General features: G+C 73.3%; 22 protein-coding genes. 11 read left to right on the top strand and 11 right to left on the bottom strand.

The window, feature by feature from the left end; genetic code table 11:
• Window positions 1–45: 45 nt before the first annotated feature.
• The 4 genes from pepN to ACFQ7Q_RS20075 all read right to left on the bottom strand — a co-directional run bounded on the left by pepN (window position 46) and on the right by ACFQ7Q_RS20075 (window position 5201).
• Complete coding sequence (gene pepN, locus ACFQ7Q_RS20090; protein ID WP_383556865.1) at window positions 46–2541, bottom strand: aminopeptidase N; 2496 nt, start codon at window positions 2539–2541, stop codon at window positions 46–48.
• A 449-nt stretch (window positions 2542–2990) separates the two neighbouring features.
• Window positions 2991–3980 (bottom strand): asparaginase, encoded by a 990-nt coding sequence (locus ACFQ7Q_RS20085; protein WP_383556862.1) that lies wholly within the window; start codon window positions 3978–3980, stop codon window positions 2991–2993.
• 16 nt (window positions 3981–3996) lie between these two features.
• Window positions 3997–4302, bottom strand: a complete 306-nt coding sequence (locus ACFQ7Q_RS20080) for a chorismate mutase (protein ID WP_383556860.1) — start codon at window positions 4300–4302, stop codon at window positions 3997–3999.
• An 11-nt stretch (window positions 4303–4313) separates the two neighbouring features.
• A complete protein-coding gene (locus tag ACFQ7Q_RS20075) occupies window positions 4314–5201 on the bottom strand; it encodes an AraC family transcriptional regulator (RefSeq protein ID WP_383556857.1) in 888 nt (295 codons plus the stop codon).
• 84 nt (window positions 5202–5285) lie between these two features.
• Here ACFQ7Q_RS20075 and ACFQ7Q_RS20070 point away from each other — a divergent pair, with 84 nt between their 5' ends.
• Entirely contained in the window at window positions 5286–7028 is a 1743-nt protein-coding gene (locus ACFQ7Q_RS20070; RefSeq protein WP_383556855.1) for a beta-galactosidase family protein, read from the top strand.
• A gap of 96 nt (window positions 7029–7124) precedes the next feature.
• On the opposite strand, the gene ACFQ7Q_RS20065 is transcribed toward ACFQ7Q_RS20070, so the two are convergent.
• Window positions 7125–7922, bottom strand: a complete 798-nt coding sequence (locus ACFQ7Q_RS20065; protein WP_383556852.1) for a S1 family peptidase — start codon at window positions 7920–7922, stop codon at window positions 7125–7127.
• A 142-nt stretch (window positions 7923–8064) separates the two neighbouring features.
• Here ACFQ7Q_RS20065 and ACFQ7Q_RS20060 point away from each other — a divergent pair, with 142 nt between their 5' ends.
• From ACFQ7Q_RS20060 to ACFQ7Q_RS20025, 8 genes are all read left to right on the top strand, one after another.
• Window positions 8065–8940 carry a hypothetical protein gene (locus ACFQ7Q_RS20060; RefSeq protein ID WP_383556849.1) on the top strand — a complete coding sequence of 292 codons (876 nt, stop codon included), beginning with the start codon at window positions 8065–8067 and terminating at the stop codon, window positions 8938–8940.
• A gap of 40 nt (window positions 8941–8980) precedes the next feature.
• Window positions 8981–10450 carry an ankyrin repeat domain-containing protein gene (locus tag ACFQ7Q_RS20055; protein ID WP_383556846.1) on the top strand — a complete coding sequence of 490 codons (1470 nt, stop codon included), beginning with the start codon at window positions 8981–8983 and terminating at the stop codon, window positions 10448–10450.
• Window positions 10451–10622: 172 nt separating this feature from the next.
• Complete coding sequence (locus ACFQ7Q_RS20050) at window positions 10623–11774, top strand: ABC transporter substrate-binding protein (RefSeq protein ID WP_383556843.1); 1152 nt, start codon at window positions 10623–10625, stop codon at window positions 11772–11774.
• 115 nt (window positions 11775–11889) lie between these two features.
• On the top strand, window positions 11890–12777 hold the full coding sequence (locus tag ACFQ7Q_RS20045; protein WP_383556875.1) for an ABC transporter permease: 888 nt from the start codon (window positions 11890–11892) through the stop codon (window positions 12775–12777).
• Window positions 12765–13598 carry an ABC transporter permease gene (locus tag ACFQ7Q_RS20040; RefSeq protein ID WP_383556840.1) on the top strand — a complete coding sequence of 278 codons (834 nt, stop codon included), beginning with the start codon at window positions 12765–12767 and terminating at the stop codon, window positions 13596–13598. Before ACFQ7Q_RS20045 ends, ACFQ7Q_RS20040 begins: the two co-directional genes overlap by 13 nt.
• Window positions 13595–14662 carry an ABC transporter ATP-binding protein gene (locus tag ACFQ7Q_RS20035; RefSeq protein ID WP_383556838.1) on the top strand — a complete coding sequence of 356 codons (1068 nt, stop codon included), beginning with the start codon at window positions 13595–13597 and terminating at the stop codon, window positions 14660–14662. Before ACFQ7Q_RS20040 ends, ACFQ7Q_RS20035 begins: the two co-directional genes overlap by 4 nt.
• Window positions 14659–15312, top strand: coding sequence for an HAD family hydrolase (locus ACFQ7Q_RS20030; RefSeq protein ID WP_383556836.1), 654 nt, complete (start codon window positions 14659–14661; stop codon window positions 15310–15312). Before ACFQ7Q_RS20035 ends, ACFQ7Q_RS20030 begins: the two co-directional genes overlap by 4 nt.
• 25 nt (window positions 15313–15337) lie before the next feature.
• A complete protein-coding gene (locus tag ACFQ7Q_RS20025; RefSeq protein ID WP_383556832.1) occupies window positions 15338–16093 on the top strand; it encodes a GntR family transcriptional regulator in 756 nt (251 codons plus the stop codon).
• A 19-nt stretch (window positions 16094–16112) separates the two neighbouring features.
• Here the strand turns inward: ACFQ7Q_RS20025 and ACFQ7Q_RS20020 are convergent, their stop codons facing one another.
• From ACFQ7Q_RS20020 to ACFQ7Q_RS20010, 3 genes are all read right to left on the bottom strand, one after another.
• Window positions 16113–16673 (bottom strand): phosphonate degradation HD-domain oxygenase, encoded by a 561-nt coding sequence (locus ACFQ7Q_RS20020; protein ID WP_383556830.1) that lies wholly within the window; start codon window positions 16671–16673, stop codon window positions 16113–16115.
• On the bottom strand, window positions 16670–17761 hold the full coding sequence (locus ACFQ7Q_RS20015) for a TauD/TfdA family dioxygenase (RefSeq protein WP_383556827.1): 1092 nt from the start codon (window positions 17759–17761) through the stop codon (window positions 16670–16672). Before ACFQ7Q_RS20015 ends, ACFQ7Q_RS20020 begins: the two co-directional genes overlap by 4 nt.
• Before the next feature lie 141 nt (window positions 17762–17902).
• A complete protein-coding gene (locus ACFQ7Q_RS20010; protein WP_383556825.1) occupies window positions 17903–18796 on the bottom strand; it encodes a LysR family transcriptional regulator in 894 nt (297 codons plus the stop codon).
• Between the two features lie 94 nt (window positions 18797–18890).
• Between ACFQ7Q_RS20010 and ACFQ7Q_RS20005 the strand changes: the two genes are divergently transcribed.
• Window positions 18891–19766 (top strand): EamA family transporter, encoded by an 876-nt coding sequence (locus ACFQ7Q_RS20005; RefSeq protein ID WP_383556872.1) that lies wholly within the window; start codon window positions 18891–18893, stop codon window positions 19764–19766.
• Between the two features lie 75 nt (window positions 19767–19841).
• Here ACFQ7Q_RS20005 and ACFQ7Q_RS20000 read toward each other — a convergent pair whose 3' ends face one another.
• The gene (locus ACFQ7Q_RS20000; RefSeq protein WP_383556822.1) at window positions 19842–21236 is read right to left on the bottom strand and encodes an MFS transporter; all 1395 of its coding nucleotides are present in this window, start codon (window positions 21234–21236) and stop codon (window positions 19842–19844) included.
• 117 nt (window positions 21237–21353) lie between these two features.
• On the opposite strand from ACFQ7Q_RS20000, the gene ACFQ7Q_RS19995 reads away from it, so the two are divergent.
• A complete protein-coding gene (locus ACFQ7Q_RS19995; RefSeq protein ID WP_383556820.1) occupies window positions 21354–21818 on the top strand; it encodes a MarR family winged helix-turn-helix transcriptional regulator in 465 nt (154 codons plus the stop codon).
• On the opposite strand, the gene ACFQ7Q_RS19990 is transcribed toward ACFQ7Q_RS19995, so the two are convergent.
• Window positions 21808–22689 (bottom strand): SDR family oxidoreductase, encoded by an 882-nt coding sequence (locus ACFQ7Q_RS19990; protein WP_383556817.1) that lies wholly within the window; start codon window positions 22687–22689, stop codon window positions 21808–21810. The genes ACFQ7Q_RS19995 and ACFQ7Q_RS19990 overlap by 11 nt on opposite strands.
• Before the next feature lies 1 nt (window position 22690).
• Entirely contained in the window at window positions 22691–23455 is a 765-nt protein-coding gene (locus tag ACFQ7Q_RS19985) for an SDR family oxidoreductase (RefSeq protein WP_383556815.1), read from the bottom strand.
• Window positions 23456–23511: the final 56 nt, after the last annotated feature.

Genomic DNA, 23511 nt, shown 5'->3' with positions numbered 1-23511 from the left:
GCCCCCGCTCCCCACCGGGAGGAGCGGGGGCCGGGCGCGGCCCGGTTAGGAAGCCCGGACCTTCAATGCTCGGCGGAGGTCGTCGAGTTGGTCGACGAGCTTGCGGTGGAGGGCCGGGGTCAGGGCTTCGTCCGTCAGGTGGTGGTCGCCCAGGGCCAGGGACTCCGCGTCGATCGCGAAGGACGGGAAGGCGTAGCGGCCCGCCGCCTCGGCCATGGCGGGGCCGCGACGGGCGCCGAGGGCGGTGGCGGCCGGGTAGAAGCGGGATACGTACTCCCGTACCAGATCGGCCTGTTCGGGCTGCCAGAAGCCCTGGGCCGTCGCCGTGAAGAGGTAGTTGGACAGGTCGTCCGAGTCGAAGAGGCGGGACCAGGCGGCCGCCTTCGTCACCGGGTCCGGCAGGGCGGCGCGACAGCGGGCCGCGCCCTCCTGGCCGGTGGCGCTGGGGTCGCGCGCCAGCTCCGTCTCGATCGCCGCCTCGTCGATCGCGCCGAGGACCGAGAGCCGGGCGAGGATGCGCCAGCGCAGTTCCGGGTCGATCTCGGGGCCGCCGGGGACGGTTCCGTCGGCGAGCCAGGCGGCGATGGTGTCGGGCTGGGCCGCGGAGCTGATGAACGTACGGACGGCCGTGAGGCGCAGTCCGGGGTTCTCGCCGTCCTCGGTGCGGCGGATGAGGTCGCGGGCGAGGCCGGTGAGCAGGGCCAGCGCGGCGGGGCGCTCCTCGGCGGAGATGTACCGGTCGGCGATCTGGGTGCGGGCGAAGGCGAGGACGCCCTGCACGATGGCGAGGTCGCTCTCCTCGGGGAGGTGGGCGAGGGCCGTCTCCAGGTAGGCGGAGGGCTCCAGTTCGCCGTCGCGGACCATGTCGCGCAGGGTGTTCCAGACGAGCGCGCGCGTGAGGGCGTCGGGGATGCCGGAGAGGGTGCGCAGCGCGGACTCCAGCGAGCTCTCGTCCGGCCGCACCTTGGCGTAGGTGAGGTCGCCGTCGTTGAGGACGACGAGCGCGGGGCGCGGGCCGGGGAGTTCCAGGGGCTCGGTCTGCGGGACGTCCACCTCGACGCGCTCGCGCGGGACGAGCCGCTTGGCGTCGACGAGGTCGCGGTCGTAGACGCCGACGGTGATGCGGTGCGGGCGGCTGCCGTCGTGGCGGACGGTGAGGGTGGTGCGGGTCTCGTCGCCGCCGAGTTCGGGGGTGAGGGTGTCGACACCCGTGGTGCGCAGCCACTGCTCGGCCCAGCCGTGGACGTCGCGGTCGGTGGCGGAGGCGAGGTTGTCGATGAAGTCGGCGAGGGTGGCGTTGCCGAACCTGTGGCGCTTGAAGTGGGTGTTGATGCCGGTGAGGAAGTCCTTCTCCCCCATCCAGGCGACGAGCTGACGCAGCGCGGAGGCGCCCTTGGCGTAGGAGATGCCGTCGAAGTTGAGGAGCGCGGAGGCGGTGTCGGGAACGGCGTCCGGGTCGGGGGCGACGGGGTGGGTGGAGGGGCGCTGGTCGGCGTCGTAGCCCCAGGCCTTGCGCTCGATGCCGAAGTCGATCCAGGTGTCGGGGAAGCGCTCGGAGCATGCCTCGTTGACGGTCTGGTAGCCCATGTACTCGGCGAAGGACTCGTTCAGCCAGATGTCGTCCCACCAGCGCAGGGTGACCAGGTCGCCGAACCACATGTGGGCCATCTCGTGGGCGATGACCATGGCGCGGGTCTGGCGCTCGGTGACGGTGACGGCGGAACGGTAGACGAACTCGTCGCGGAAGGTGACGAGGCCGGGGTTCTCCATGGCGCCGGCGTTGAACTCGGGGACGAAGGCCTGGTCGTACGAGTCGAAGGGGTAGGGCTCCTCGAACTTCTCGTGGAAGCGGTCGAAGAGGGCCTTGGTGATGTCGAGGATCTCGTCGGCGTCGGCGTCGAGGTAGGGCGCGAGGGAGCGGCGGCAGTGGATGCCGAAGGGCAGGCCGGCGTGCTCGGTGCGGACGGAGTGCCAGGGGCCGGCGGCGACGCAGACGAAGTACGTGGAGAGGAGCGGGGTGGTCGCGGCCTTCCAGCGGCCGTCCGCCTGCTGCTCGGTGATGCCGTTGGCGAGGACGGTCCAGCCCTCGGGGGCCTTGACGCTCACGTCGAAGACGGCCTTGAGGTCGGGCTGGTCGAAGGCGGCGAAGACGCGCTGGACGTCGTCCATGAAGAGCTGGGTGTAGACGTACGACTCGCCGTCGGTGGGGTCCGTGAAGCGGTGCATTCCCTCGCCGGTGCGGGAGTACCGCATCCGGGCCTCGATGCGCAGCTCGTGCTCCCCGGCGGCGAGGCCGGCGAGCGGGAGGCGGTTCTCCACGAGCGTGGCGGGGTCGAGGGGGGTGCCGTCGAGCGTGACGGAGCGGAGGGTGACGGGCTTCAGCTCGACGAAGGTGTCCCCGGCGGTGCGGGTGATGAACCGGATGAGCGTGGTCGATTCGAAGGTCTCGTCGCCGGTGGTGAGGTCGAGGTCGACCGTGTAGTGCTGGACGTCGAGGAGCTGGGCACGGGTCTGCGCTTCGTCGCGCGTCAGTACGGACATGGGCCCATGCTGCCCGATGGGGTGCTCGGGGGGCACGGGTGTTCCGCTGACAGCTCAGCGGACCGCGGGGTTCCGCGGGACGCCTCGGCGGACATGGCCGCGAGCGTCCGGACGGGCGGCCGGGCGTCCTGGGGCCCCAGCGAGGCCCCGGACCTGACGGGACCGGCGCGGGTCCGGACGCAGCCGGCGAGGCTCCGGGCGAGACCGGCGCGGGTCCGACGGGCCGTCGAGGCTCCTGGCGGCGCGGGCGAGGTCCCGGACTCAGCCGTCGAGCCTCCTGGCGGCATCGACGAGGTTCCGGCCGGGGCCGCCGAGCCCCCGGGCGGGACCAACGCGGGTCCGGGCTCAGCCGTCGAGCCTCGTGGCAGCACCAGCGCGGGTCCGGGCTCAGCCGTCGAGGCTCCTGCGGCACGGGCGATGTGCCTCAGCCGGCGAGGCTCCTGGCGGCCCTACGCGAGGCCGGTGCCGTTCACGTGGGCGAAGGCTGCCGTGATGCCGGGGCGGTCGTAGCCGGCGGGGCCCTTGGCTCCGGAGGAGAGCAGGGCGTGCAGCAGGAGGCGGGCCTTGGCCGGGTCGAGGGGGCCGGCGGGGACGAGGCCGCGGTGCAGGAGGTCGTACTCGGAGCCGGGGCCGCGGTAGGTGCGGGAGAGGGTGGCGCCCGCGCCCGTGCGGGAGGCGAGGACGACGGGGATGCGGTCGGCGAGCTCGGCCAGGGGCTCGACGAGCCAGGTGGGGACGTGGCCGGCGCCGAAGGCGGCCACGACGAGGCCGTCGAAGCGGGAGTCGACGGCCTCCAGGAGCTCTCCGCGGTCGCCGACGGTGAGGGTGATCAGGGCGACCCGTACCGCCGGATCCAGACGCAGGGGGTGGATCGCACTGGTGCCGGTGGGGCGCAGCAGGATCCGCGGCTCGCCCTCGACGACCATGCCGAGCGGGCCGGCGCCCGGGGAGCCGAAGGTGGCGACGGACGTGGTGTGGGTCTTGCGGGCGAGACGGGCGGCGTGGATCTCGTCGGCGAGGACGACGAGGACGCCGAGGTCCCGGCAGCCGGGGTCGGCGGCGACGGCGAGTGCGGCGGCCAGGTTGGCCGGGCCGTCGGCGCCGGGCAGGTCGGGACGGCGCATCGCGCCGGTGACCACGATCGGCTCGCTGGTGACGCAGAGCAGGTCGAGGAGGAAGGCGGTCTCCTCCAGGGTGTCGGTGCCCTGGACCACGACGACGCCGGAGCCGCCCGCCACGGCCTCCCGTACCTCGTGCGCGAGCGCGACGAGGTCCTCGAAGGAGAGGGAGGAGCTGGGCAGCCGGCGGACGTCGCGGAGCTCCACCTCGACGTCGGGGGCACCGAGCCCGGCCAGGACCTCCGCGCCGGTCATGCGCGAGGCGTCGCCTCCGCGCGCGGAGATCGTCCCGCCGAGGGTGAAGACCGTGACGCGGCTCACCGGCCCGCTCCGTGCATCAGCGTGCTCCGTCCGCGATCGTCTCGTGGTGGCGGATGACCTCCGCGATGATGAAGTTCAGCAGCTTCTCCGCGAACGCCGGGTCCAGTTTCGCGCTCTCGGCCAGTTCGCGCAGCCGGGCGATCTGGCTGGCCTCGCGCGCCGGGTCGGCGGGCGGCAGCTGGTGCTTCGCCTTGAGGACGCCCACCTGCTGCGTGCATTTGAAGCGCTCGGCGAGCATGTGGACGACCGCCGCGTCGATGTTGTCGATGCTTTCGCGCAGCCGGTTCAGTTCCGCCGTGACGGACTCGTCGATCTCACTCATGAGCAGCGAGCTTAGACGGATCGGGTGGCGATCGTCGGAGGGTGTTCGGGATCCGGGATCTGGTTGCTCCAGCCGCCCGGGACGGAGCGCCCCTGCTGTTCCCGGAATCGGATGGGGGCGGTCCCGACCCTTCGGGTGAAGAGCCGGGAGAAGTAGGCCGGGTCGTCGTAGCCGACGCGGCGGGCGACGGCGGCGACGGGCAGTTCGGTGGCGGCGAGGAGTTCCTTGGCGCGTCCGAGCCGTATGGAGAGCAGGTAGTCCTTGGGGCTGCAGCCGGCGGTGCGCCGTACGGCGGTGCGCAGCTCGGCGGGGGTCATGCCGTGCCGGGCGGCGTGTTCGGCGACGGACAGCGGCTGGAAGGCGTCGCGGGCGAGGGCGGTCAGGACGGGGTCGCCGTCGGCGTTGGTGTCGGCGCGGGCACGGCGCAGGGCGACGAGGAGCTCGTGGACGGCCGCTCCGGTCTCGACCTCCAGGAGGGGGTTCCCGCGGCGGGCGGCCCGTGCGATGCGGCTGATGGCGGCGCGCGGAGCGGCGGCGTCGGAGAGGGGGACGACGGGCCGGTCCGGCTCGATGTAGCCGAGCTCGGTGTAGGTGGTGGTGGCGGGACCGCCGAAGTCGACGAAGGACTCGTCCCAGCCGGTCTCCGGGTCGGCGGAGTAGTGGTGCGGTACGCCGGGGGTGAGCCAGATCAGGGCGGGTGCGGTGATGGTGGTGCGCCGGCCGTCCGGGCCCCGGTACCAGCCGCTGCCGGCGCTGACGACGACGGCCACGTGGTGGTCGAGGGTGCGGGGGCCGACGGTGGGCAGGGCGCCGTGCTGGAGTCCGACGCCGAGGCAGACGAGCCCGAGGCGGTGGTGGATCGGGCTGGGTGTGAAGTAGCGCATCCAGGTGTGGTACATCCGCCGTGCCTGCCTTTCTTCCGTCCAAACAGCGACGATCTTTGTCCATGGACCCGTCCGCCGCCAGAGGGTGAGGCTGAGGCCATGAGCACGTTCGCTGTGGGTGACGAGGACTTTCTTCTGGACGGGCGGCCGGTGCGGCTGCTGTCGGGGGCATTGCACTACTTCCGCGTGCACGAGGACCAGTGGGTCCATCGCCTGGGGACGTTCCGTGCGATGGGTCTCAATTGCGTGGAGACGTACGTTCCGTGGAATCTGTACGAGTCGGAGCCCGGACGGTACGGGGACGTGGCCGCGCTGGGGCGCTTCCTGGACGCGGTGGCGGCGGCCGGGATGTGGGCGATCGTGCGGCCGGGGCCGTACATCTGCGCCGAGTGGGAGAACGGCGGACTGCCGCACTGGCTGACGGGGAGCCTGGGGCGGCGGGTGCGGACGGACGACGCGGAGTTCCTGGCCCATGTCGAGCGGTGGTTCCGGACGCTGCTGCCGCAGGTCGTGGAGCGGCAGATCGACCGCGGCGGCCCGGTGATCATGGTCCAGGTGGAGAACGAGTACGGGAGTTACGGCTCCGACCAGGGATATCTGCGCAAGGTCGCGGACCTGCTGGTGGACCTCGGGGTGGAGGTGCCGCTGTTCACGTCGGACGGGCCCGAGGACCACATGCTGACGGGCGGTTCGGTGCCCGGGATCCTGGCGACGGCGAACTTCGGCTCGGAGGCGCGGGAGGCGTTCGCGGCGCTGCGGCGGCATCAGCCCTCGGGGCCGCTGATGTGCATGGAGTTCTGGTGCGGCTGGTTCGACCACTGGGGCACGGAGCACTCCGTACGGGACGCGGCGGACGCGGCGGCGACGCTGCGGGAGATCCTGGAGTGCGGGGCGTCGGTGAACGTCTACATGGCGCACGGCGGCACGAACTTCGCCGGCTGGGCGGGGGCGAACCGGGCCGGTGAGCTGCACGAGGGGGAGCTGCGGCCGACGGTGACCTCGTACGACTACGACGCGCCGATCGACGAGGCGGGGCTGCCGACGGAGAAGTTCCGGCTCTTCCGCGAGGTGCTGGCGGAGTTCTCGGACGGCCCGCTGCCGGAGGTGCCGGAGCCGCCGCGCCGGATCGCGGCACCGGCGGAGGCGGCCTCGGCGGAGTGGGCGCCGCTCGCGGAGGTCCTGGAGGCGCTCGGCGACGAGGAGTCACGGACGCCGCTGCCGCCGACCTTCGAGGAGCTGGGCGTGGACCGTGGTCTGGTGCGCTACCGGCTGGAGATCCCCGGGCCGCGACAGCCGTACCCGCTGTCCGTGACCGGGCTGCGGGACCGCGCGGTGGTGTACGTGGACGGGGTGCGGGCCGAGGTGCTGACGTCGGAGGACGCGGTCCTCGCGGAGCCGGTGGCGGGGCCCGCGGTGGTGGAGCTGTGGGTGGAGTCGCTGGGCCGGGTCAACTACGGGCCGCGGCTGGCGGAGCCGAAGGGGATCACGGGCGGGGTCCGGCACGAGCGGCAGTACGTCCACGGGGTACGGGCCCGGGGGCTGCGTCTCGACGCCTTCGAGGCGGGGGCGGTGGCGAAGGTGCCGTTCCGGCCGGTGGCCGGGGAGACCGGGCCGGGACTCCACCGGGCGGTGGTGGACGTGTCCGGGCCGGGTGACGCGACGCTGTCGCTGCCGGGCGGCACGCGCGGCTTCGTCTGGGTGAACGGCTTCTGCCTGGGCCGGTACTGGTCCGCGGGCCCGCAGGAGTCGCTGTTCGTGCCGGGCCCGGTGCTGCGGGAGGGCGCCAACGAGGTGTGGGTGCTCGAACTGGAGGGCGGGGCGGGGAGCGTCCGGCTCGCATGAGAGATGAGCGTGTACGGGGGGCGGTGGCACCGCCCCCCGTACACGCTCGCCGGTCACGGGGCGGCGGCTCCGCACCCGTACTCGCTCGGGGTCGTGCTAGAGGCTCGCGGCCGCGGACTTGATCTGGGCGGCGAAGGTCGAGACCTCGGTGTACACGCCGGGGTAGTTCGGGCGGGCGCAGCCCTGGCCCCAGCTGACGATGCCGACCTGGATCCAGGCACCGGCGTTGTCACGGCGGAACATCGGGCCGCCGGAGTCACCCTGGCAGGTGTCGACACCGCCCTGGGCGAAGCCGGCGCAGATCTCCTCGGCGGGGACGAGGTCGTTGCCGTAGGACGCCTTGCAGGACGCGTCCGAGACGAACGGCACGGTCGCCTTCAGCAGGTAGCGCTGCTGGCCCCCGCCCTCACGGGCGGCGCCCCAGCCGGCCACCGTGAAGGTGCCGCTGTTGTACGCGGTGGTCTCGGCGATCTTCAGGGTGGGCAGCGAGGTGATCGGGGTGGCGAGCTTGATCAGCGCCCAGTCCTTGCCCTTGCCGTTGTAGCCGGGGGCCTGCAGGACCTTGGTGGACCTGACCTTGATGGCGCTGCCGCTCTGGAGGTCCACGACTCCGGCGGTGGCGGTGATGCTGGTGTTGTTGCCGGAGCCGCTCACACAGTGGGCCGCGGTGAGGACGACCTGCGGGGTGATCAGCGAGCCGCCACAGCCCATGGACAGCCGGACCATCCAGGGGAACTCGCCCTGGGCGGCACGGGTTCCGCCGACGACGGGGGCGGGCGCGGCGGAGGAGGTGGAGGGCTGGAGGCTGACGGCGGCGAGCACGACGGCGCCTACCGCGGCGATTCTCTGAAGGGCGCGGACGAACCTGTTCTTCTTCAAGTGTCTGCCTTTCATGGGGGGTTGAGCCCTGATGGCATGTGCCCGTCAAGGCTTGGTCCGGATTATGGACAGGGGCTCACGGGGGCCACAAGGACACCTTTTCGGCCAGCGGACGGTGCCGCGTCGCGCCCGTACAGTGAAGGAAAGGGGGTGCCACGTGCCGATCGGCAACGAAGTCGTCCATGGGTTCCCGCACCTCGACGCGGTCCGGGCCTCGATCACCGCGCTGTACCGCAGGCTGTCCGCGGACGGGGTCCGGCGGTACGCGACGAGCGTGCCGGCGGCCGACGTGGCCTTCGGTGACGAGGAGGACCTCCATCTCGGGGCGCAGCGGGTGGCGGGGGCCCTGGTCCGCCACCTGAAGCTCCCCGAGGCACGGATGATCGTGAGCTTCCGCGAGATGACACACGCGGCGAGCGTGGAACTGGCCGCGGGACCGGAGTACTTCGTCGAGCTGAACGACCGCTTCCGGCAGCACCGCAGGGACGTGGGAGCCGCACTGGCCCACGAAATCACCCATGTACTCCTGCACCGCCTCGACCTCGGGTTCCCCGACAACCGGAAGAACGAGATCCTCACGGATGTGGTGACTACGTATCTGGGGGCCGGATGGCTGCTCCTGGACGCGTTCCGGGAGGACGGGGTGTCCAGCCAGAAGCTGGGCTACCTGACGCCGGAGGAGTTCGGGTACGTCCTGGCGAAGCGGGCCGAGGTGTTCGGGGAGGACCCTTCGCCGTGGTTCACCAGCCCGCGCGCGTACGAGGCGTGGAACCGGGGACGGGAGGAGGCGGCGCGGGACGGCCGCCGGCCCCCGCTGGCGGCGGCGGGATGGGCGGCGCGCCACCGCTACGCGAAGGACCGACGCTATGGCCGGGCGCCCGCGGACGCTCCGTACTCCTTCCAGGGAACGGGAGCCTCGGCCCGGGTGGCCTTCCCGTGCCCGGTGTGCCGTCAGCGCCTGCGTGTCCCGACCGGCCGCACGGTCAAGGCGAGGTGCGGGGTGTGCGGTTCGGTCCTGGAGTGCGCGACCTAATCGTTTGCGCCGTCCGTGTCCGGCGGGTGAAGGTCGAAGGATGAGCACGCTGTTCGACGCGATTCACGAGGGGGACGACGCCGTCGTGCGCGCCCTCCGGGCCGGAACGTCCCCCGAGGCCGACGCGGCGGGCGAGACCCCGCTCTACCGGGCGGCCGTGGCGAACGAGCCCGGGATCGTACGGCTTCTGCTGGCGGCGGGCGCCGATCCCGCGAGGGGCAGCGGCGAGGAGGCGGGGGACCTGCCGCTGTGCGGGGCGGCCTGCGGCGGACACGCCGAGGTGGTGCGGGCCCTGCTGGCCGGCGGGGCCCGGGCTGACCAGGCGGAGGCGTTCGGGTTCACCGCCCTGGACTGGGCCGTGCGGCTCGGGCACGTGGAGACCGCGCGGATCCTCCTGGAGCACGGCGCCGACCCCGGCCGGCCGGGCCCCGACGCGCTTCCGCCGCTGGTCGCGGCGGCGCGGCGCGGTTCGACCGGGAGCGTACGGGCCCTGCTGGAACACGGCGCCGGGCCGGTCGAGGACGCCTTGCGGGAGGCGCGGCGCTGGATCGGTGTCGACGTCGCGGAGGAGTTGCGGCGCGGACTGCTCGAAACGAGCGGGGGCGACGGATCCGGCGAGACCGTGGTGCGCCACGTGCGCGAGGACGGCGGGGTGACCGTCGTCGTCGACCTGCTCCGTGCGAACGGCGCCCCGGGCAGCGGCAACGAGCAGCAGACCGGCCACGCGGCGATCGCCACTCTCCTGGAGCGCGCGCTGGGGATCCGCGCGCCGTACGAGGAGCTCGCCGGGCGTGCGCTGCGGTGCGGGGACCCCGACCTCGACGACTGGACCGAGACGGTCCGCGCCCTGGCCGACCGCGGCGACGAGGACACCTTCGCGGCGGCCGTCGCCTGGTGCGCGAGCGAGGAGCCCCTGCGGCGGGCCCTGGGCGCGCGCGTCCTGGGCGGTCTCGACGGCTTCACGGCGCGGGCCGTGCCGGTGCTGCGTCACCTGGCGGCACAGACGGCGAGGGATGCCGCAAGGGAGCCCGCGCTCTCCGTGGTCGTCGCGCTCGGGCAGTACGGGGAACCGGTGGCGGTGCGCGAGTTGACGGCGTTCGCCTCGCACCCCGAGATCGAGGTGCGGCGGGCCCTCGGGTGCGCGCTCACCGGGCCCGTACCCGCCGGGGACGCGGTCGCGGTGGCGCGACTGGTCGCCCTGAGCCGCGATCACGACCACGGGGTGCGGGACTGGGCGACCCTCGCGCTCGCGGAGGTGCCCGAGGACACGCCCGTACTGCGGGAGGCGCTCGCGGCCCGGCTGGAGGACGACGATCCGGACGTGGTGGCGGAGGCGGCGCGCGGGCTGGCGATCCGACAGGATCCGCGCGCCGTGGAGGCGTTGGTCCGGATCCTGGCGGAAGGGAGTCCGGAGGGGACCGCCCGCGACACCGCCCTCGCCGCGGTCGAGTACATCGAGGACCCCCGGGTCAGGACCCGCCTGGAGTGGACGAGCCCACGCTGCCGCTGATCACGACAGCGGGGACGGGCGGGCCGAACACCCCGATCCGCCGGGGAATGGCAGGGCGGGCTTCTCCTCGCGTTCACCGACGGGACACCGCGGCCCCCCGTAATGCAGGAGTTGTATGGACAACAGTTGTTCATACATCTTGGCCTCGCTCCCCTTCCCCCATGGAGTACGCGTGACCTCCGCTGCCCGCGCCGCCGCCCTCGTCGGCGCCCTCGGCCTGACCGCCCTGACCCTCACCGCCTGCGGTGCCGCCCCGACGAAGGGCGCCGCGGGCGCCGACGGGAAGAGCCTCTCCACCGCGACCTCCGCCAGCGACGCCGGTGGCATGGACGCCCTGGTCGCCGCCGCGAAGAAGGAGGGCACGCTCAACGCCATCGCCATCCCCCGCGACTGGGCCAACTACGGCGCGATCATCGACGGCTTCACCGCGAAGTACGGCATCAAGGTGAACGTCGAGAACCCCGACGGCTCCAGCCAGGACGAGATCAACGCGGTCAAGTCCCGCAAGGGCCAGGACCGCGCGCCCGACGTGCTCGACCTCGGCGCCTCCTTCGCCCAGGCGGCCGGCGAGCAGGGGCTGACCGCGCCGTACAAGGTCGCCGCCTTCGACAGGATCCCCCAGACGCAGCGCGACGCGCAGGGCCGCTGGTTCAACGACTACGGCGGCTACGTCTCCATCGGCTGCGACGCCAAGCGGGTCGAGGTCTGCCCGCAGACCTTCGCCGATCTGCTCAAGCCCGAGTACAAGGGTCAGGTCGCCCTCAACGGCAACCCGACCAAGTCGGGCTCGGCCTTCGGCGGCGTGTACGCGGCGGCGCTGGCCAACGGCGGTTCTTTCGACGACATCCAGCCGGGCATCGACTTCTTCGGCAAGCTGAAGAAGAACGGCAACTACAACCCGGTCGAGTCGACCCCGGCCACGGTCGAGAAGGGCGAGACGCCCATCTCCATCGACTGGGACTACCTGAACGCCGGTTACGCCGAGCAGTTCGCCTCCAAGGACATCGACTGGAAGGTCGCCGTCCCCACCGACGGCGTCTACGCCCAGTTCTACTCGCAGGCGATCAACAAGGACGCCCCGCACCCGGCGGCCGCCCGGCTGTGGCAGGAGTACCTCTACAGCGCCGAGGGCCAGAACCTCTGGCTGAAGGGCTACGCCCGGCCCGTGCTGATGCCGGCCATGGAGGCCGACGGCACGATCGACAGTGCCGCCGCCGCGGCGCTGCCGAAGGTCGCCGGCACCCCGAAGTTCCCCACCGAGCAGCAGACGTCCAAGGCCAAGGAGACCCTGTCGCAGGGCTGGGCCGCGGCCGTCTCCGGGTGACCCGTCGATGACCTCGCACTCCTCCACCGCCCCGTCCGGGGCCGCCCGCGCGCAGGACGCGCGGGTGGCCCCGGCGGGCGCCGGTCCCGGGACGACCGGGGCCGCCGGTTCCCCCATGACCGGCGGCTCCCCCGCGGCCCCTGCCGCCACCGACCCCGCGCGTCGGGCCCGGCGCCGGCCGCGCCCCGGCGGCCGGCTCGCCGCCCTGCCGCTCTTCCTCCTCGTCGGCGTCGCCTTCGGGCTGCCGGCGCTCGCCATGGCCGACGGCGCCTTCACCGTCGCCGGCGGCGGGTACGGCCTCGACAACATGACCCGGTCGGTCGACGGCGCGTACCGCACCGCCCTGCTCGGCAGCATCGAGCTGTCCGCGCTCACCGCGGCCGGCGGCACTCTCTTCGGACTGCTCCTCGCCCAGGCCGTGGTCTCCTCCCGGGGCCGGGCCCTGCGTGAGGCCGTGCTCACCGCGTCCGGGGTGCTCGCCAACTTCGGCGGCGTGCCGCTCGCCTTCGCGTTCGTCGCCACCCTCGGCAACGCCGGCGTGCTCACCACGCGCCTGGACCTCGGCGAGCACGGCTGGTCGCTGTACGGCTTCTGGGGCCTCGCCCTGACCTATCTCTACTTCCTGATCCCGCTGATGGTGCTGACCGTGGCGCCCGCGCTCGACGGACTGCGCGTCCAGTGGCGGGAGGCGGCCCGTGACTGCGGCGCCTCGGCGTGGCAGTACTGGCACCATGTCGGCCTTCCGGTGCTGCTGCCGTCCCTCCTCGGCGGGTTCGTGCTGCTCTTCGGCAGCGCGTTCGCCGCGTACGCGACGGCCGCGGCGATGGTCGGCAGCTCCGTGCCGCTGGTGACGCTGCAGATCGCGGACGCGCTCTCCGGCAACGTCCTGGTCGGCCAGGAGAACGTCGCCCTGGCGCTCAGCCTCGACATGGTCGTGGTCGCGGCCCTCGTGATGGCCGTCCACCTCCCCCTCCAGCGAAGGAGCACCCGATGGCTCGCCTAGGACGCCCCCTGGTGCTGCTGCTCGCCGGGGTCTACTTCCTCGTCCCGCTGCTCGCCTCCGCCGTGTTCACCCTGGACATCCCCGGGCAGGGGCTCACCCTCTCCTCGTACACCCGGATCTTCACGGCACCCGGTTTCGGGGGCAGTCTGCTGCTGTCGCTCGGGCTGGCGGCGGCGACCGTCGCCCTCGTGCTGCTCGTCACCGTCCCCGCCGCGGTCGCGGCGCGGCTCTCGGCGCCCGGGCTGCGGCCGGTCCTGGAGGTCGTGTGCACGCTGCCGCTGGTCGTACCGCCGGTGGCGCTGACCGCCGGGCTCGGGACCGTACTGCGCTGGGGCCCGGAGAAGCTGTCCACGACTCCGCTCTACCAGACCTTCGTGGCCGTGCAGAACCCGGACTTCCCCGTCGTCCTCGTCCTCGCGTACGCCGTGATGGCGTTGCCCTTCGTCTACCGGGCACTCGACGCGGGCCTGCGCTCCGTGGACGTCCGCACCCTGGTGGAGGCCGCGCGGGACTGCGGGGCCTCCTGGCCGCGGGCGCTCGTCTCGGCCGTGCTGCCCAATCTGCGGGGCGCCCTGCTGAACGCCTCGTTCCTGACGCTGGCGCTGGTCCTCGGCGAGTTCACGGTCGCCTCGCTGCTCGGTTTCCAGCCCTTCGCGGTGTGGATCGTGCAGGCGTCCGGCTCGGACGCCCGGCTCTCCGTGGCCGTGTCGCTGCTGAGCCTGCTGCTGACCTGGGTGCTGCTGCTGGCCCTGACGACCGTGGGCAACCGCCGCCGCACACCGCGCCCTTCCCGTACCTCCGAAGGAAAGACCTCCCGATGACCGTGCTCGACCAGCCGGTACGCACCGGCGCCGCTCTCGAGATCCGTGGCCTGCGCCGGTCCTTCGGCTCCGCCGTCGCGCTCGACGGCCTCGATCTCGATGTCGCCCCCGGCGAACTCCTCGCACTGCTCGGCCCGTCCGGCTGCGGCAAGACGACCGCGCTGCGCGTGCTGGCCGGCTTCGAGCGGCCCGACGAGGGTCGGGTGCTGCTCGACGGCGAGGACATCGTGCCGGTGTCCGCCGACCGCCGTGACACGGCGATGGTCTTCCAGTCGTACAGCCTCTTCCCGCATCTCACGGCCGCCGACAACGTGGCCTTCGGGCTGCGGATGCGCAAGGTGCGGACGGCCGAGCGCCGGGCACGCGCGGCCGAGCTGCTCGAACTCGTCGGTCTGGCCGGCCACGGCGACCGCTTCCCGCACCAGCTCTCCGGCGGTCAGCAGCAGCGGGTCGCGCTGGCCCGCGCGCTCGCGCTCCGGCCCCGGCTGCTGCTGCTCGACGAGCCGCTGTCCGCGCTCGACGCGCGGGTCCGGCTGACGCTGCGGGAGGAGATCCGCCGGCTCCAGCTGGAGTTGGGCATCACCACCGTGTTCGTCACCCACGACCAGGAGGAGGCGCTGTCGATGGCCGACCGGGTCGCGGTGATGAACGGCGGCAGGCTGGAGCAGTGCGCCTCCCCGACGGAGCTGTACGAGCGTCCGGCGACGGGCTTCGTCGCCGAGTTCGTCGGCACCATGAACCGGGTCCCCGGCCGGATCGTCGGCGACGACGTGGTGGAGGTGCTCGGCGCGCGGCTGCCGGTCGAGGGGCCGGGCGGTACGGGGGACGTACGGGTGCTGCTGCGGCCTGAGGCGCTGGAGGTGACGGCGGGCGGATCCGCCCATGTCACCGGCTCCGCGTTCCACGGCCCGACGACCCGGCTGCGGATCACCCTGCCCGACGGTACGGACGTCAAGGCGGACGTCGCCACGCATGCGGCGGCCGAGTTGACCCCGGGCGCGCCCGTCACCGTGACTCCACGGCAGCGGCCCGTACTCCTCGCCTCCTGGGGCGGCGCGGCATGACCGGGCTGCAGGCGGTCCTCTTCGACATGGACGGGACGCTCGTCGACACCGAGGGCGTCTGGCTGGACGTGGTGGAGGCCGCGGCCGTGCGCCGGGGCCGCGTCCTCGACGCCGAACACCGTACGGCGGTGACGGGGCGCTCGGTGGAGGACGCGGCTGCCATGCTCCGGGAGCACCTGGACGCGCCGGCGGCCGAGCTCGCGGCCGAGTTGGGCGCGGACTTCGCCGCGCGGCTCGCCGTCGCCGCCGCGCCCCGGCCGGGCGCGCTGCGGCTGCTGGCCGCGCTGCGCGCGCGCCGGGTGCCGACGGCGCTGGTGTCGGCATCTCCGCGGGCGGTCGTCGCCCAGGTCGCCTCCACCTTGGACGGGCACCGCTTCGACGCGCTGTTCGGCGCCGAGGACACCGCGCGGACGAAGCCGGAGCCCGATCCCTATCTGGCGGCGGCGGTGGCGCTCGGCGCCGAACCGGCGCGGTGCGTGGCCGTCGAGGACAGCCCGACGGGGGTCGCCTCGGCGGTCGCCGCGGGCTGCCGGGTGCTCGCCGTGCCGTCGACGGAGCCGCTGGAGGGTTTCGCCGGAACCGAAGGCGTCACGCTGGCAGGCTCGTTGACCGAGGTGGATCCCGAGCTGTTGATCTCCCTGGTCCGGTGAGCACGGGGCATGACAGGCTGAGCCTGTGAGTGAGGCACGGGGCAGGACACCGCTTTATCTGAAGGTCGCCGCCGATCTGCGGACCGCCATCACGGCGGGCGAGTACGGCTCGGGGGCGAAGCTGCCCGCCGAGGACGAACTGGCCCGGCGTTACGGCGTGTCCAGGGGCACGGTCCGCCAGGCGCTCGCCGCGCTGCGGACCGACGGGCTGATCACCTCGCGCCGCGGTTCGCGCCGGGTGGTCCTCGGCGGGCCCCGACTGCACAGCTTCGGCGAGCTGCGCTCGTTCACGCGCTGGGCACGCTCGCTCGGGGAGGAGCCCGGGGGCCGGATCGTGGCCGTCGACCGGGTCCCGGCGGACGCGGAGGAGGCCGAGAAGCTGCGCGTCGAGGAGGGTGCGCCGGTCTACCGGGTGCGGCGGCTGCGGACGCTCGCGGGCACGCCGGTGATGGTGGAGCGTACGACGTATCCGGAGCGGATCGGGGAGCTGGTGGCCCGGATGCCGCTGGACACGGTCTCGCACTCCGAGCAACTGGCGTCGCACGGCGTGCTGTTCGCCGACGCCCGGCACACCATCGACCTGGTGCGGGCCGACGCCGACGACGCGGAGCTGCTCGGCTGCCGGGTCGGGGAGTCGCTGCTGCGGGAGCGACGCCACTCCACCGACCCGACGGGCGCGCCGGTGGAGTGGTCGCAGGACCGCTATCTGCCGGGGACGGTGGCGTTCACGATGCAGAGTTCGACGGGGACGAGCGCGCTGGGGCGTCGGCTCGGTTCGTGAGCGCTCGGCTCGTGAGCGTTCAGCTCGTGAGGAGCAGTCCGGCCAGCAGGGGCCTGAAGTGGGCGAAGCCGGGGGTGGGCAGCTCGGGGTCCTTCGCCTGTTCGTCCCAGCGCCGTACGGCGACGGCGTCGGCCGCCCCCGGGTGCGCCTCGAAGGCGCGCACCTGCGCCTCGGTCATCGGGCCGCCCTGGACGGCGAGGGTGTGCACGGACGCCTCGGAGAGCAGCGCGAAGTAGCCCGGCTCGACGGCGCAGAGGTAGCGCTTGGCGGCGACGTGCAGCCGTACGGGCTCGGTGACCTCGGGGCCGAACCACTGGTCGAGCCAGTCGGCGCCGGTGTGACTGTGCCGGTTGTCGGTGCCGTGCTCCATCAGGTCACGGCCGGTGACCGCGCCCCGGAAGTGGCCGACGTCGTGCAGGAGCGCGGCGGCGATCAGGTGCGGCGGGGCACCGGCCGCCTCGGCGAGCGCGCCGGCCTGGAGCATGTGCTCGGCCTGGGTGACGGCCTCGCCGAGATACTCGGCGCTGCCTTCGCCCTCGAAGAGGGCGGCGATCGTGTCGAGCGGGTTCACGGTGGTCACCCGGCCTCCCGGCGCAGTACGGCGAGGGTGGAGGCGAGACCGTCGATGTCGGCGTAGGCACCCTGGAGGTGGCGGTCGCCGGACTCCGCGAAGGCCGTCCGGGCGTGCAGCAGCCGGGTGTTGTCGAAGATCAGGCAGTCGCCGGGGGCGAGCCGGAAGTCCAGCTGGAGCTCCGTTCGGAGCAGCAGGTCGCCGAAGCGCCGGTAGGCGGCGTAGAAGGCTTCGAGGACGTCGTCGGGCAGCCGCAGGGTGCCGATGGACCGGTTGTTGAAGCGGATCTCGCGGATCCGGCCGGCCGGGTCGACTCCGATCAGCGGCCGGTGGGCGCGGAGTTCGGTGCGCTCGTCGGCGAAGGCGAAGGGCACAGGGACGCGGGTGAGGATCTCGTACGCCTCCGGGGCCTCGGCGCGCAGCAGCGCCGCCGCGTGGAAGCCGTCGACGAGACCGGAGTCGCCGCCCTGGGCCGCGTTGGTGAGGCAGTGCAGCAGCTGGAGGGTGGGGACGGGGTCGCGGTACGGGTTGTCGGTGTGCGGGGTGATGCGGGCGCCGGTGAAGGCGAGGTTGTTGGGGTCGGCCTCGACCCGTACCTCGAAGAGCTCGCCGTAGTTCGTCTTCCGTACGAAGCCGAAGGTACGGGCCACGTCGAGGACCTGGCGGTCGCGGACGGGGACTCGGCGCAGCAGCACGAAGCCGAGGCGCAGGACCGAGTCGAGGGCGGCGGCCCGGACGGCCGGGTCGGCGGTGTACGCGTCCCAGTCGGCCTCGGGGAGCCCGCCGTCGAAGCGGCTCGCGGCCCACGGTTCCTTGTCGTCCTCGGTCCGGCCGTCACCGGGTGGAGCGGGGGTGCCCGGGAGGTGGGCGGCCAGCCAGGTCTCGGGGTAGACGGACCGGTGCCCGTCGGGGGCCCAGACCACCTCGTGCGCGGGGGCGCCGTCGGGGGTGCGGATGGCGTGGACGGCGTCGACGGCGAGCGCGGCGGGCAGTTCGGTGATCTGGAAGAGCTTCTGGCCGTTGCGTGGGTCGCGGCAGTCCGTGCAGGGGCAGTTGTCGCGCAGCCAGAACGGCGGTGCGGAGGTGAGTGACTCCATCGAGGGTCTCCAAGTTGTACAGACAACTTCCGTTCGGACGCGAGCCTCGCAGTCGGGAGTGGCCACGGGGTTACGGCAGGGTGGACGGCGCCGCCGCGTCCTCCGGATCCGCCACGCGTCGGCGAGCCGCCGAAAGCCCCGTCAGGAACCCTCCGCCTCCTGGTCGATCACGATGTCCAGCTCCGCGAGGAAGGCCGTCGCCGCGGGGGTGAGGGTGGAGCGGCTCCAGACGAGGTGCTCGTTCCGGGCCGGCGCGTCGCGGACCGGGACCGTGACCACGCCCGTGAGGTGCGAGGTGTAGGCCGAGGGGAGGAGGGTGATGCCGAGGTTCTGGTGGATGAGCCGCGTCGTGAACCCGGCGTCGGTCACTTCGAAGGCGACCTCGCGGTGGACACCGGCCGCGGCGAACGCCTGGTCGGACTGGAGGCGTCCGGCCGTTCCCGTCGGCTTGTCCACGAACACCTCGGAGGAGAGCCGGGCGAGGTCGACCTCGGTCTCCTCCGCGAGCGGATGGCCGGGGGCGACCACGGCGACCAGCCGGTCGTGGGCCAGCAGCCTGGAGCCGACCCCTTCGGGCCGGGCCGTCGGGGGCAGGCCGAGAAAGGCGATCTCGAGCACGCCCTCCTTGACCCGCTCGACGAGGAGTTCGCTGGCGCCGACGTGCAGGCCGATACGGACCTGGGGATAGCGCCGGCGAAACGCATGCAGCGCGGCCGGGATGTCGAAGGCCGCGACGGTGGGGATCACGCCGATGGCGAGCCGCCCGCGGATCTCGCCGACGGCCGCGGCGACCTCGGCGGCGGCGCGCTCGGCGGCGTCGACGGCCTGCCGGGCCGCCGGCAGGAACGCCTCACCGGCCGGCGTCAACCGCACGCGGCGGCTGGTGCGGTCGAAGAGCCGGGCGCCGAGTTCCCGCTCCAGGCGGGCGATCTGATGGCTGAGGGCGGACTGGACCACGAGGCACCGCTCGGCGGCGCGGGTGAAGCTGCTCGTCTCCGCGACGGCGATGACGTACCGCATCTGCTGAAGCTCCATGGATCCATCGTGGATCACGATGGATCCGGTGACAAACATGCATTGGACTCATTGATCACCGGCGCCGAAGCTGGATCGCGTGAAGAACCTGGTGATGTCATCGAGCCCGACCGGTCTTGCCGACACTGCGCTGACCGCGTCCGCGCCCATGGTCTGGGGGACCACGTTCGTGGTCACCACCGAACTCCTGCCCCCGGGGCACCCGTTGTTCGCGGGGCTCCTCCGCGCCCTGCCCGCGGGCCTCATCGCGCTGGCGATCACCCGCACGCTGCCGCGCGGGGCGTGGTGGCCGAGGGCAGTCGCGCTGGGCGTACTCAACATCGGTGCGCTCTTCCCGCTGTTGTTCGTCGCCGCCGAACGGCTGCCCGGCGGTGTGGCCGCCCCTCTGAGTGCCGCGCAGCCTCTGATCGTCGCGGTCCTGGCCGTGGCGGTGCTGCGTCAGCCACCGTCGGCCCGGAGTTTCGTCTGGGGGATCGCCGGCATCGTGGGCGTCGGTCTGGTGGTGATCGGCCCTGACGCGGGATTCGACACGGTCGGCGTCCTGGCGGGTCTCGGCGGAGCCGGTTCGATGGCGCTCGGGGTGACGCTCACCAAGCGCTGGGGACGGCCGGACGGCGTCGGCCCGACGGCGTTCGCGGGATGGCAACTCGCCGCGGGCGGCCTGTTCCTGGTGCCGGTGACGTTCCTGTTCGAGGGTGCGCCGCCCGCCGTCGACGCGAGTGCCGTGCTCGGCTATCTGTGGCTCGGCCTCGTCGGCGGACTGCTCTCGTACGTCCTGTGGGTCCGTGGCGTGACCACCCTGCCGGTCACGTCCGTCGCCGTCCTCGTCCTGCTGTCGCCGATCGTGGCCGCCCTGCTGGGCGCGCTGCTGCTCGGGCAGTCACTCGGCCCGGTCCAGCTGGTCGGTTTCGCCCTCGCCCTCGCCGCGATCGCCGCGGGCCAGATCGCCCCGAAGCCCTCGGTCTCCTGAGGTGAGGAGACCGAGGGCATCGGGGGCGCCCGCTTCGGAAGGCCGCCGCTCCCCGGCGCGGACGGCCGGCCGACGTCAGGAGGCCGCCGCTCCTCCTCGCGGGAGGCGCAGGCTCAGCAGGGCCGCCGCCGCGTAGGTCGCGACGACCCACGGCATGGCCGCCCCCACCGAGAGGTCCGCGAAGTACGCGGTACCGATGGCCGCCGCTCCCAGCGCCCCGCCGAACTGCTGCGCCGTCGAGAAGACGCCCGACGCACCGCCCGCCATCTCCCCCGGCACCGACGCCAGGACGATGGTGACCAGCGGTACGACCAGGAAGCCGAGACCCGCGCCGGCGACGACGAGGCCCGGGACCAGCGGCCAGGCGCCGGTGTGGACGGGGGCCGCCGCACTCATCGCGTACCAGACCCAGGCGTAGCCGCCGGCCATCAGGACCGCGCCCGCCACCGGCACGTACCGGCCGAACCGGGCCGCCAGCGGGTCCGCCGCCGGGGCGGTGAGGAAGCCGCCGGCCGAGAAGGCCACCATCAACAGGCCGGCCTCCAGCGGCGCGTACCCCTGCCGGCCCTGCAGCCAGATCGCGAAGACCAGGAAGAAGCCCTGCATGCCGAGGGCGAAGAGCAGTTGGACCGCGAGCCCGTACGAGAACGCCGGCACCCGGAAGGTCCGCCCCGGCAGCACGGACCCCCGCGCCGCGAGCCCCGTCACCGCGAGGACGCCACCGCCGAGGAGCAGCCAGCCCCACAGGGGCCAGCCGTGTTCACGGCCCTGGACCAGCGGAAGCACGATCGCGACGAGGCCGGCCGCGAGCACGAGGCTGCCGAGCAGCGGCGGGCGGGCGGCGGAGCGCTCCCGGGTGGACGGCACGAGGACGACGGCCGCGACCAGGGTCGCGACGGCGACCGGCACGTTCACGAGGAAGATGCTCCGCCAGCCGAGCCCGAAGAGGTCGGCGTCCGTCAGCACCCCGCCCAGGAGCAGCCCGACGGCGGAGGCGAAGCCGGCCACCGCCCCGTACATCCCGAAGACCTTGCCTCGCTCCTTGCCCTGGAACAGGGCGTGGAAGGAGCCGAGGACCTGCGGCATCAGGATGGCCGCCGTCACGCCCTGCACGGCCCGCGCGGCGATCAACTGGCCCGGCGTCTGGGCGATTCCGCAGGCGAGGCTCGCGAGCCCGAAGCCGGCGGTGCCGGCGAGGAAGAGCGCCTTGCGTCCGTAGCGGTCGCCGAGCCGCCCGGCGACGATCAGGGTGGCCGCGAAACCCAGCAGGTAGGCGGAGACGGTCCACTGCAGCGCGCTCTCGGAGGCGCCGAGCCCGTGCCCGATGGACGGCAGGGCGACATTGACGATGGTGACGTCGATCAGGTCCATCAGGGCGGCGACCATCATGACGACGGCGGCGGCCCAGCGGCGCGGGTGGACGGCGACGGAGTCACCGCTGGTCGTGGTGGAGACGGTGGTCGCGGACATCGCGCGCCCCTTCCGAAATTTATTTCGTTCGACCTAACGAAATAAAATCTGGCACACGCCCGCCCGTGATCGCAAGTCTTTCGTTCGAGCGAACGAAAGACTTGTTAGGATGAGGCCATGAGCGAGCAGAGCCGGCGCGCCGAGGTCATCGCCGCCCTCACCGTCGCCGGACGCGACTCCAGCGCCGCGTCCGTCGCCTTCCACACGGCGGTCGCGGCCAAGCAGGACCTCGGCCCCACCGAGACCAAGACCCTGGACCTCCTCCAGCGCAACGGCGCGCTCACCGCGAAGGAGCTGGCCGAGCACTCCGGCCTCGCGCCCGCCTCGGTGACGGGGCTCGTCGACCGACTGGAGCGCAAGGGCTTCGTGCGCCGGGTGAAGCACCCGACGGACAAGCGCCGGGTGCTGATCGAGCCGCGGCCCGAGAAGCTGGCCGAGCTCGCCCCGCTCTTCGAGGACTGGGCGCGCGAAGTGCACGAACTCTACGAGGAGTTCACCACCGAGGAGCTGCTCACCGTCACCCGCTTCCTGACCGGCGCAACGGACCGCCAGCGCGCCGCGACGAAGCGCCTCACCGACTAGAGCCGTACACCGGCCGCGGCACCTCCGCCCCCGCCAGGAGCTTCAGCGCCGCCTCCCCCGCCTCCGCCGGGCTCCAGCGCGCCCCCTTGTCGGCCGTCGGGCCGGGCCGCCATCCCTCCATGACGGTGATCCGGCCGCCCTCGGCCTCGAAGACCCGGCCGGTCACACCCGCCGAGGCCGCCGAGCCCAGCCAGACCACCAGCGGCGACACGTCCTCCGGTACGCCCTCCAGGCCCGCGAACGCCTGTTCCGTCATCCGCGTCCTGGCCGCCGGGGCGATCGCGTTGACCTGGACCCCGTAGCGGCCCATCTCCGCCGCCGCGACCAGGGTGAGGCCGACGATGCCGGCCTTGGCGGCCGCGTAGTTGCCCTGCCCGACGCTGCCCAGCAGTCCGGCGCCCGAGGTGGTGTTGACGACCCGGGCCGCCGGCTCGCGCCCCGCCTTGGCCTCCGCCCGCCAGTGCGCGGCCGCGTGCCGCAGCGGCAGGAAGTGGCCCTTCACATGGACGCGCATGACCGCGTCCCAGTCGTCCTCGCCGAGGTTGACGAGCATCCGGTCGCGCAGGAACCCCGCGTTGTTGACCAGGGTGTCGAGCCGTCCGAAGGAGTCCAGGGCCGCGGCGACCAGCGAGGCGGCCCCCTCCTCCGTGGCGATGTCGCCGCCGTGCGCGACGGCCTCGCCGCCCGCCGCGCGGATCTCCTCCACCACCTGCCCGGCGGGCGAATCCGTCCCGGCCGAGCCGTCGAGCCCGACGCCCAGGTCGTTGACGACGACCTTCGCCCCTTCCGCCGCGAAGGTCAGGGCATGGGCGCGCCCCAGCCCCCTTCCGCCGCCCGTCACGATCACGACCCGGCCGTCGCAGATTCCCATCTCAGCTCTCCTTGTTGACAGTTGCGGCATCCAGAAAGGCGGGGCGCTCGCCGCCCCCGTGCACCAGGAGCGAGGCCCCCGAGACGTACGCGGCCCGGTCGGAGGCCAGGAAGACGGCCGCCTCCCCCACGTCCGCGGGCTCGGCGAGCCGGCCGAGCGGCACGGTCGCCCCGACCGCCGCGACACCCTCCTCGTCGCCGTAGTGGAGGTGGGACAGCTCGGTGCGGACCATGCCGAGGACGAGGGAGTTCACCCGCACCTCGGGGGCCCATTCCACGGCCATCGATCGGGCCAGGTTCTCCAGGCCCGCCTTGGCGGCGCCGTACGCGGCCGTGCCGGGCGAGGGCCGGGTCCCGCTGACGCTGCCGATCATGACGATCGCGCCCCGGGAGGCCCGCAGCAGTTCGTACGCGGCGAGGGAGACGGTCAGCGGGGCGATGAGGTTCAACTCCACGACCCGCGCGTGCCGTTCGGTGTCCCCCTCGCCGAGGAGCCGGTACGGCGTTCCGCCGGCGTTGTTGACCAGGACGTCCAGCCGCCCGTACCGCTCACCGACGTCCGCGAAGAAGGCGACGACCTTCGCGGGTTCCCGCAGGTCGAGGGGGACGAAGGCGGCTTCGCGGCCCCCGTCCGACACGGGCTCGTCCGGTGGTCTGCGCGCGCAGACGATCACCCGCGCACCCGCCCTGAGGAACGCCCGGGCGATGCCCGCGCCGACCCCGCGCGTGCCGCCGGTGACGACGGCGACCCTCCCGTCCAGCTCCATCGGCTGCTACCTTTCCTCACCAAGCAGTCACCTAACAAATGTTTGGTGGAAAGGTA

It is taken from the genome of Streptomyces sp. NPDC056527 (assembly GCF_042794475.1).
Taxonomy (GTDB): Bacteria; Actinomycetota; Actinomycetes; order Streptomycetales; family Streptomycetaceae; genus Streptomyces.
Note: the sequence above shows the minus strand (reverse complement) of the source record. Positions and strands in the feature narration are given on the sequence as shown.

Bases quoted from the DNA above. Each gene is read 5' to 3' on its own strand.
- pepN (WP_383556865.1), bottom strand. From the start codon at position 2,541: ATGTCCGTACTGACGCGCGACGAAGCGCAGACCCGTGCCCAGCTCCTC.
- ACFQ7Q_RS20080 (WP_383556860.1), bottom strand. From the start codon at position 4,302: ATGAGTGAGATCGACGAGTCCGTCACGGCGGAACTGAACCGGCTGCGC.
- ACFQ7Q_RS20075 (WP_383556857.1), bottom strand. From the start codon at position 5,201: ATGTACCACACCTGGATGCGCTACTTCACACCCAGCCCGATCCACCAC.
- ACFQ7Q_RS20070 (WP_383556855.1), top strand. From the start codon at position 5,286: ATGAGCACGTTCGCTGTGGGTGACGAGGACTTTCTTCTGGACGGGCGG.
- ACFQ7Q_RS20065 (WP_383556852.1), bottom strand. From the start codon at position 7,922: ATGAAAGGCAGACACTTGAAGAAGAACAGGTTCGTCCGCGCCCTTCAG.
- ACFQ7Q_RS20055 (WP_383556846.1), top strand. From the start codon at position 8,981: ATGAGCACGCTGTTCGACGCGATTCACGAGGGGGACGACGCCGTCGTG.
- ACFQ7Q_RS20045 (WP_383556875.1), top strand. From the start codon at position 11,890: ATGACCGGCGGCTCCCCCGCGGCCCCTGCCGCCACCGACCCCGCGCGT.
- ACFQ7Q_RS20040 (WP_383556840.1), top strand. From the start codon at position 12,765: ATGGCTCGCCTAGGACGCCCCCTGGTGCTGCTGCTCGCCGGGGTCTAC.
- ACFQ7Q_RS20035 (WP_383556838.1), top strand. From the start codon at position 13,595: ATGACCGTGCTCGACCAGCCGGTACGCACCGGCGCCGCTCTCGAGATC.
- ACFQ7Q_RS20030 (WP_383556836.1), top strand. From the start codon at position 14,659: ATGACCGGGCTGCAGGCGGTCCTCTTCGACATGGACGGGACGCTCGTC.
- ACFQ7Q_RS20015 (WP_383556827.1), bottom strand. From the start codon at position 17,761: ATGGAGTCACTCACCTCCGCACCGCCGTTCTGGCTGCGCGACAACTGC.
- ACFQ7Q_RS20010 (WP_383556825.1), bottom strand. From the start codon at position 18,796: ATGGAGCTTCAGCAGATGCGGTACGTCATCGCCGTCGCGGAGACGAGC.
- ACFQ7Q_RS20005 (WP_383556872.1), top strand. From the start codon at position 18,891: ATGTCATCGAGCCCGACCGGTCTTGCCGACACTGCGCTGACCGCGTCC.
- ACFQ7Q_RS20000 (WP_383556822.1), bottom strand. From the start codon at position 21,236: ATGTCCGCGACCACCGTCTCCACCACGACCAGCGGTGACTCCGTCGCC.
- ACFQ7Q_RS19995 (WP_383556820.1), top strand. From the start codon at position 21,354: ATGAGCGAGCAGAGCCGGCGCGCCGAGGTCATCGCCGCCCTCACCGTC.
- ACFQ7Q_RS19990 (WP_383556817.1), bottom strand. From the start codon at position 22,689: ATGGGAATCTGCGACGGCCGGGTCGTGATCGTGACGGGCGGCGGAAGG.
- ACFQ7Q_RS19985 (WP_383556815.1), bottom strand. From the start codon at position 23,455: ATGGAGCTGGACGGGAGGGTCGCCGTCGTCACCGGCGGCACGCGCGGG.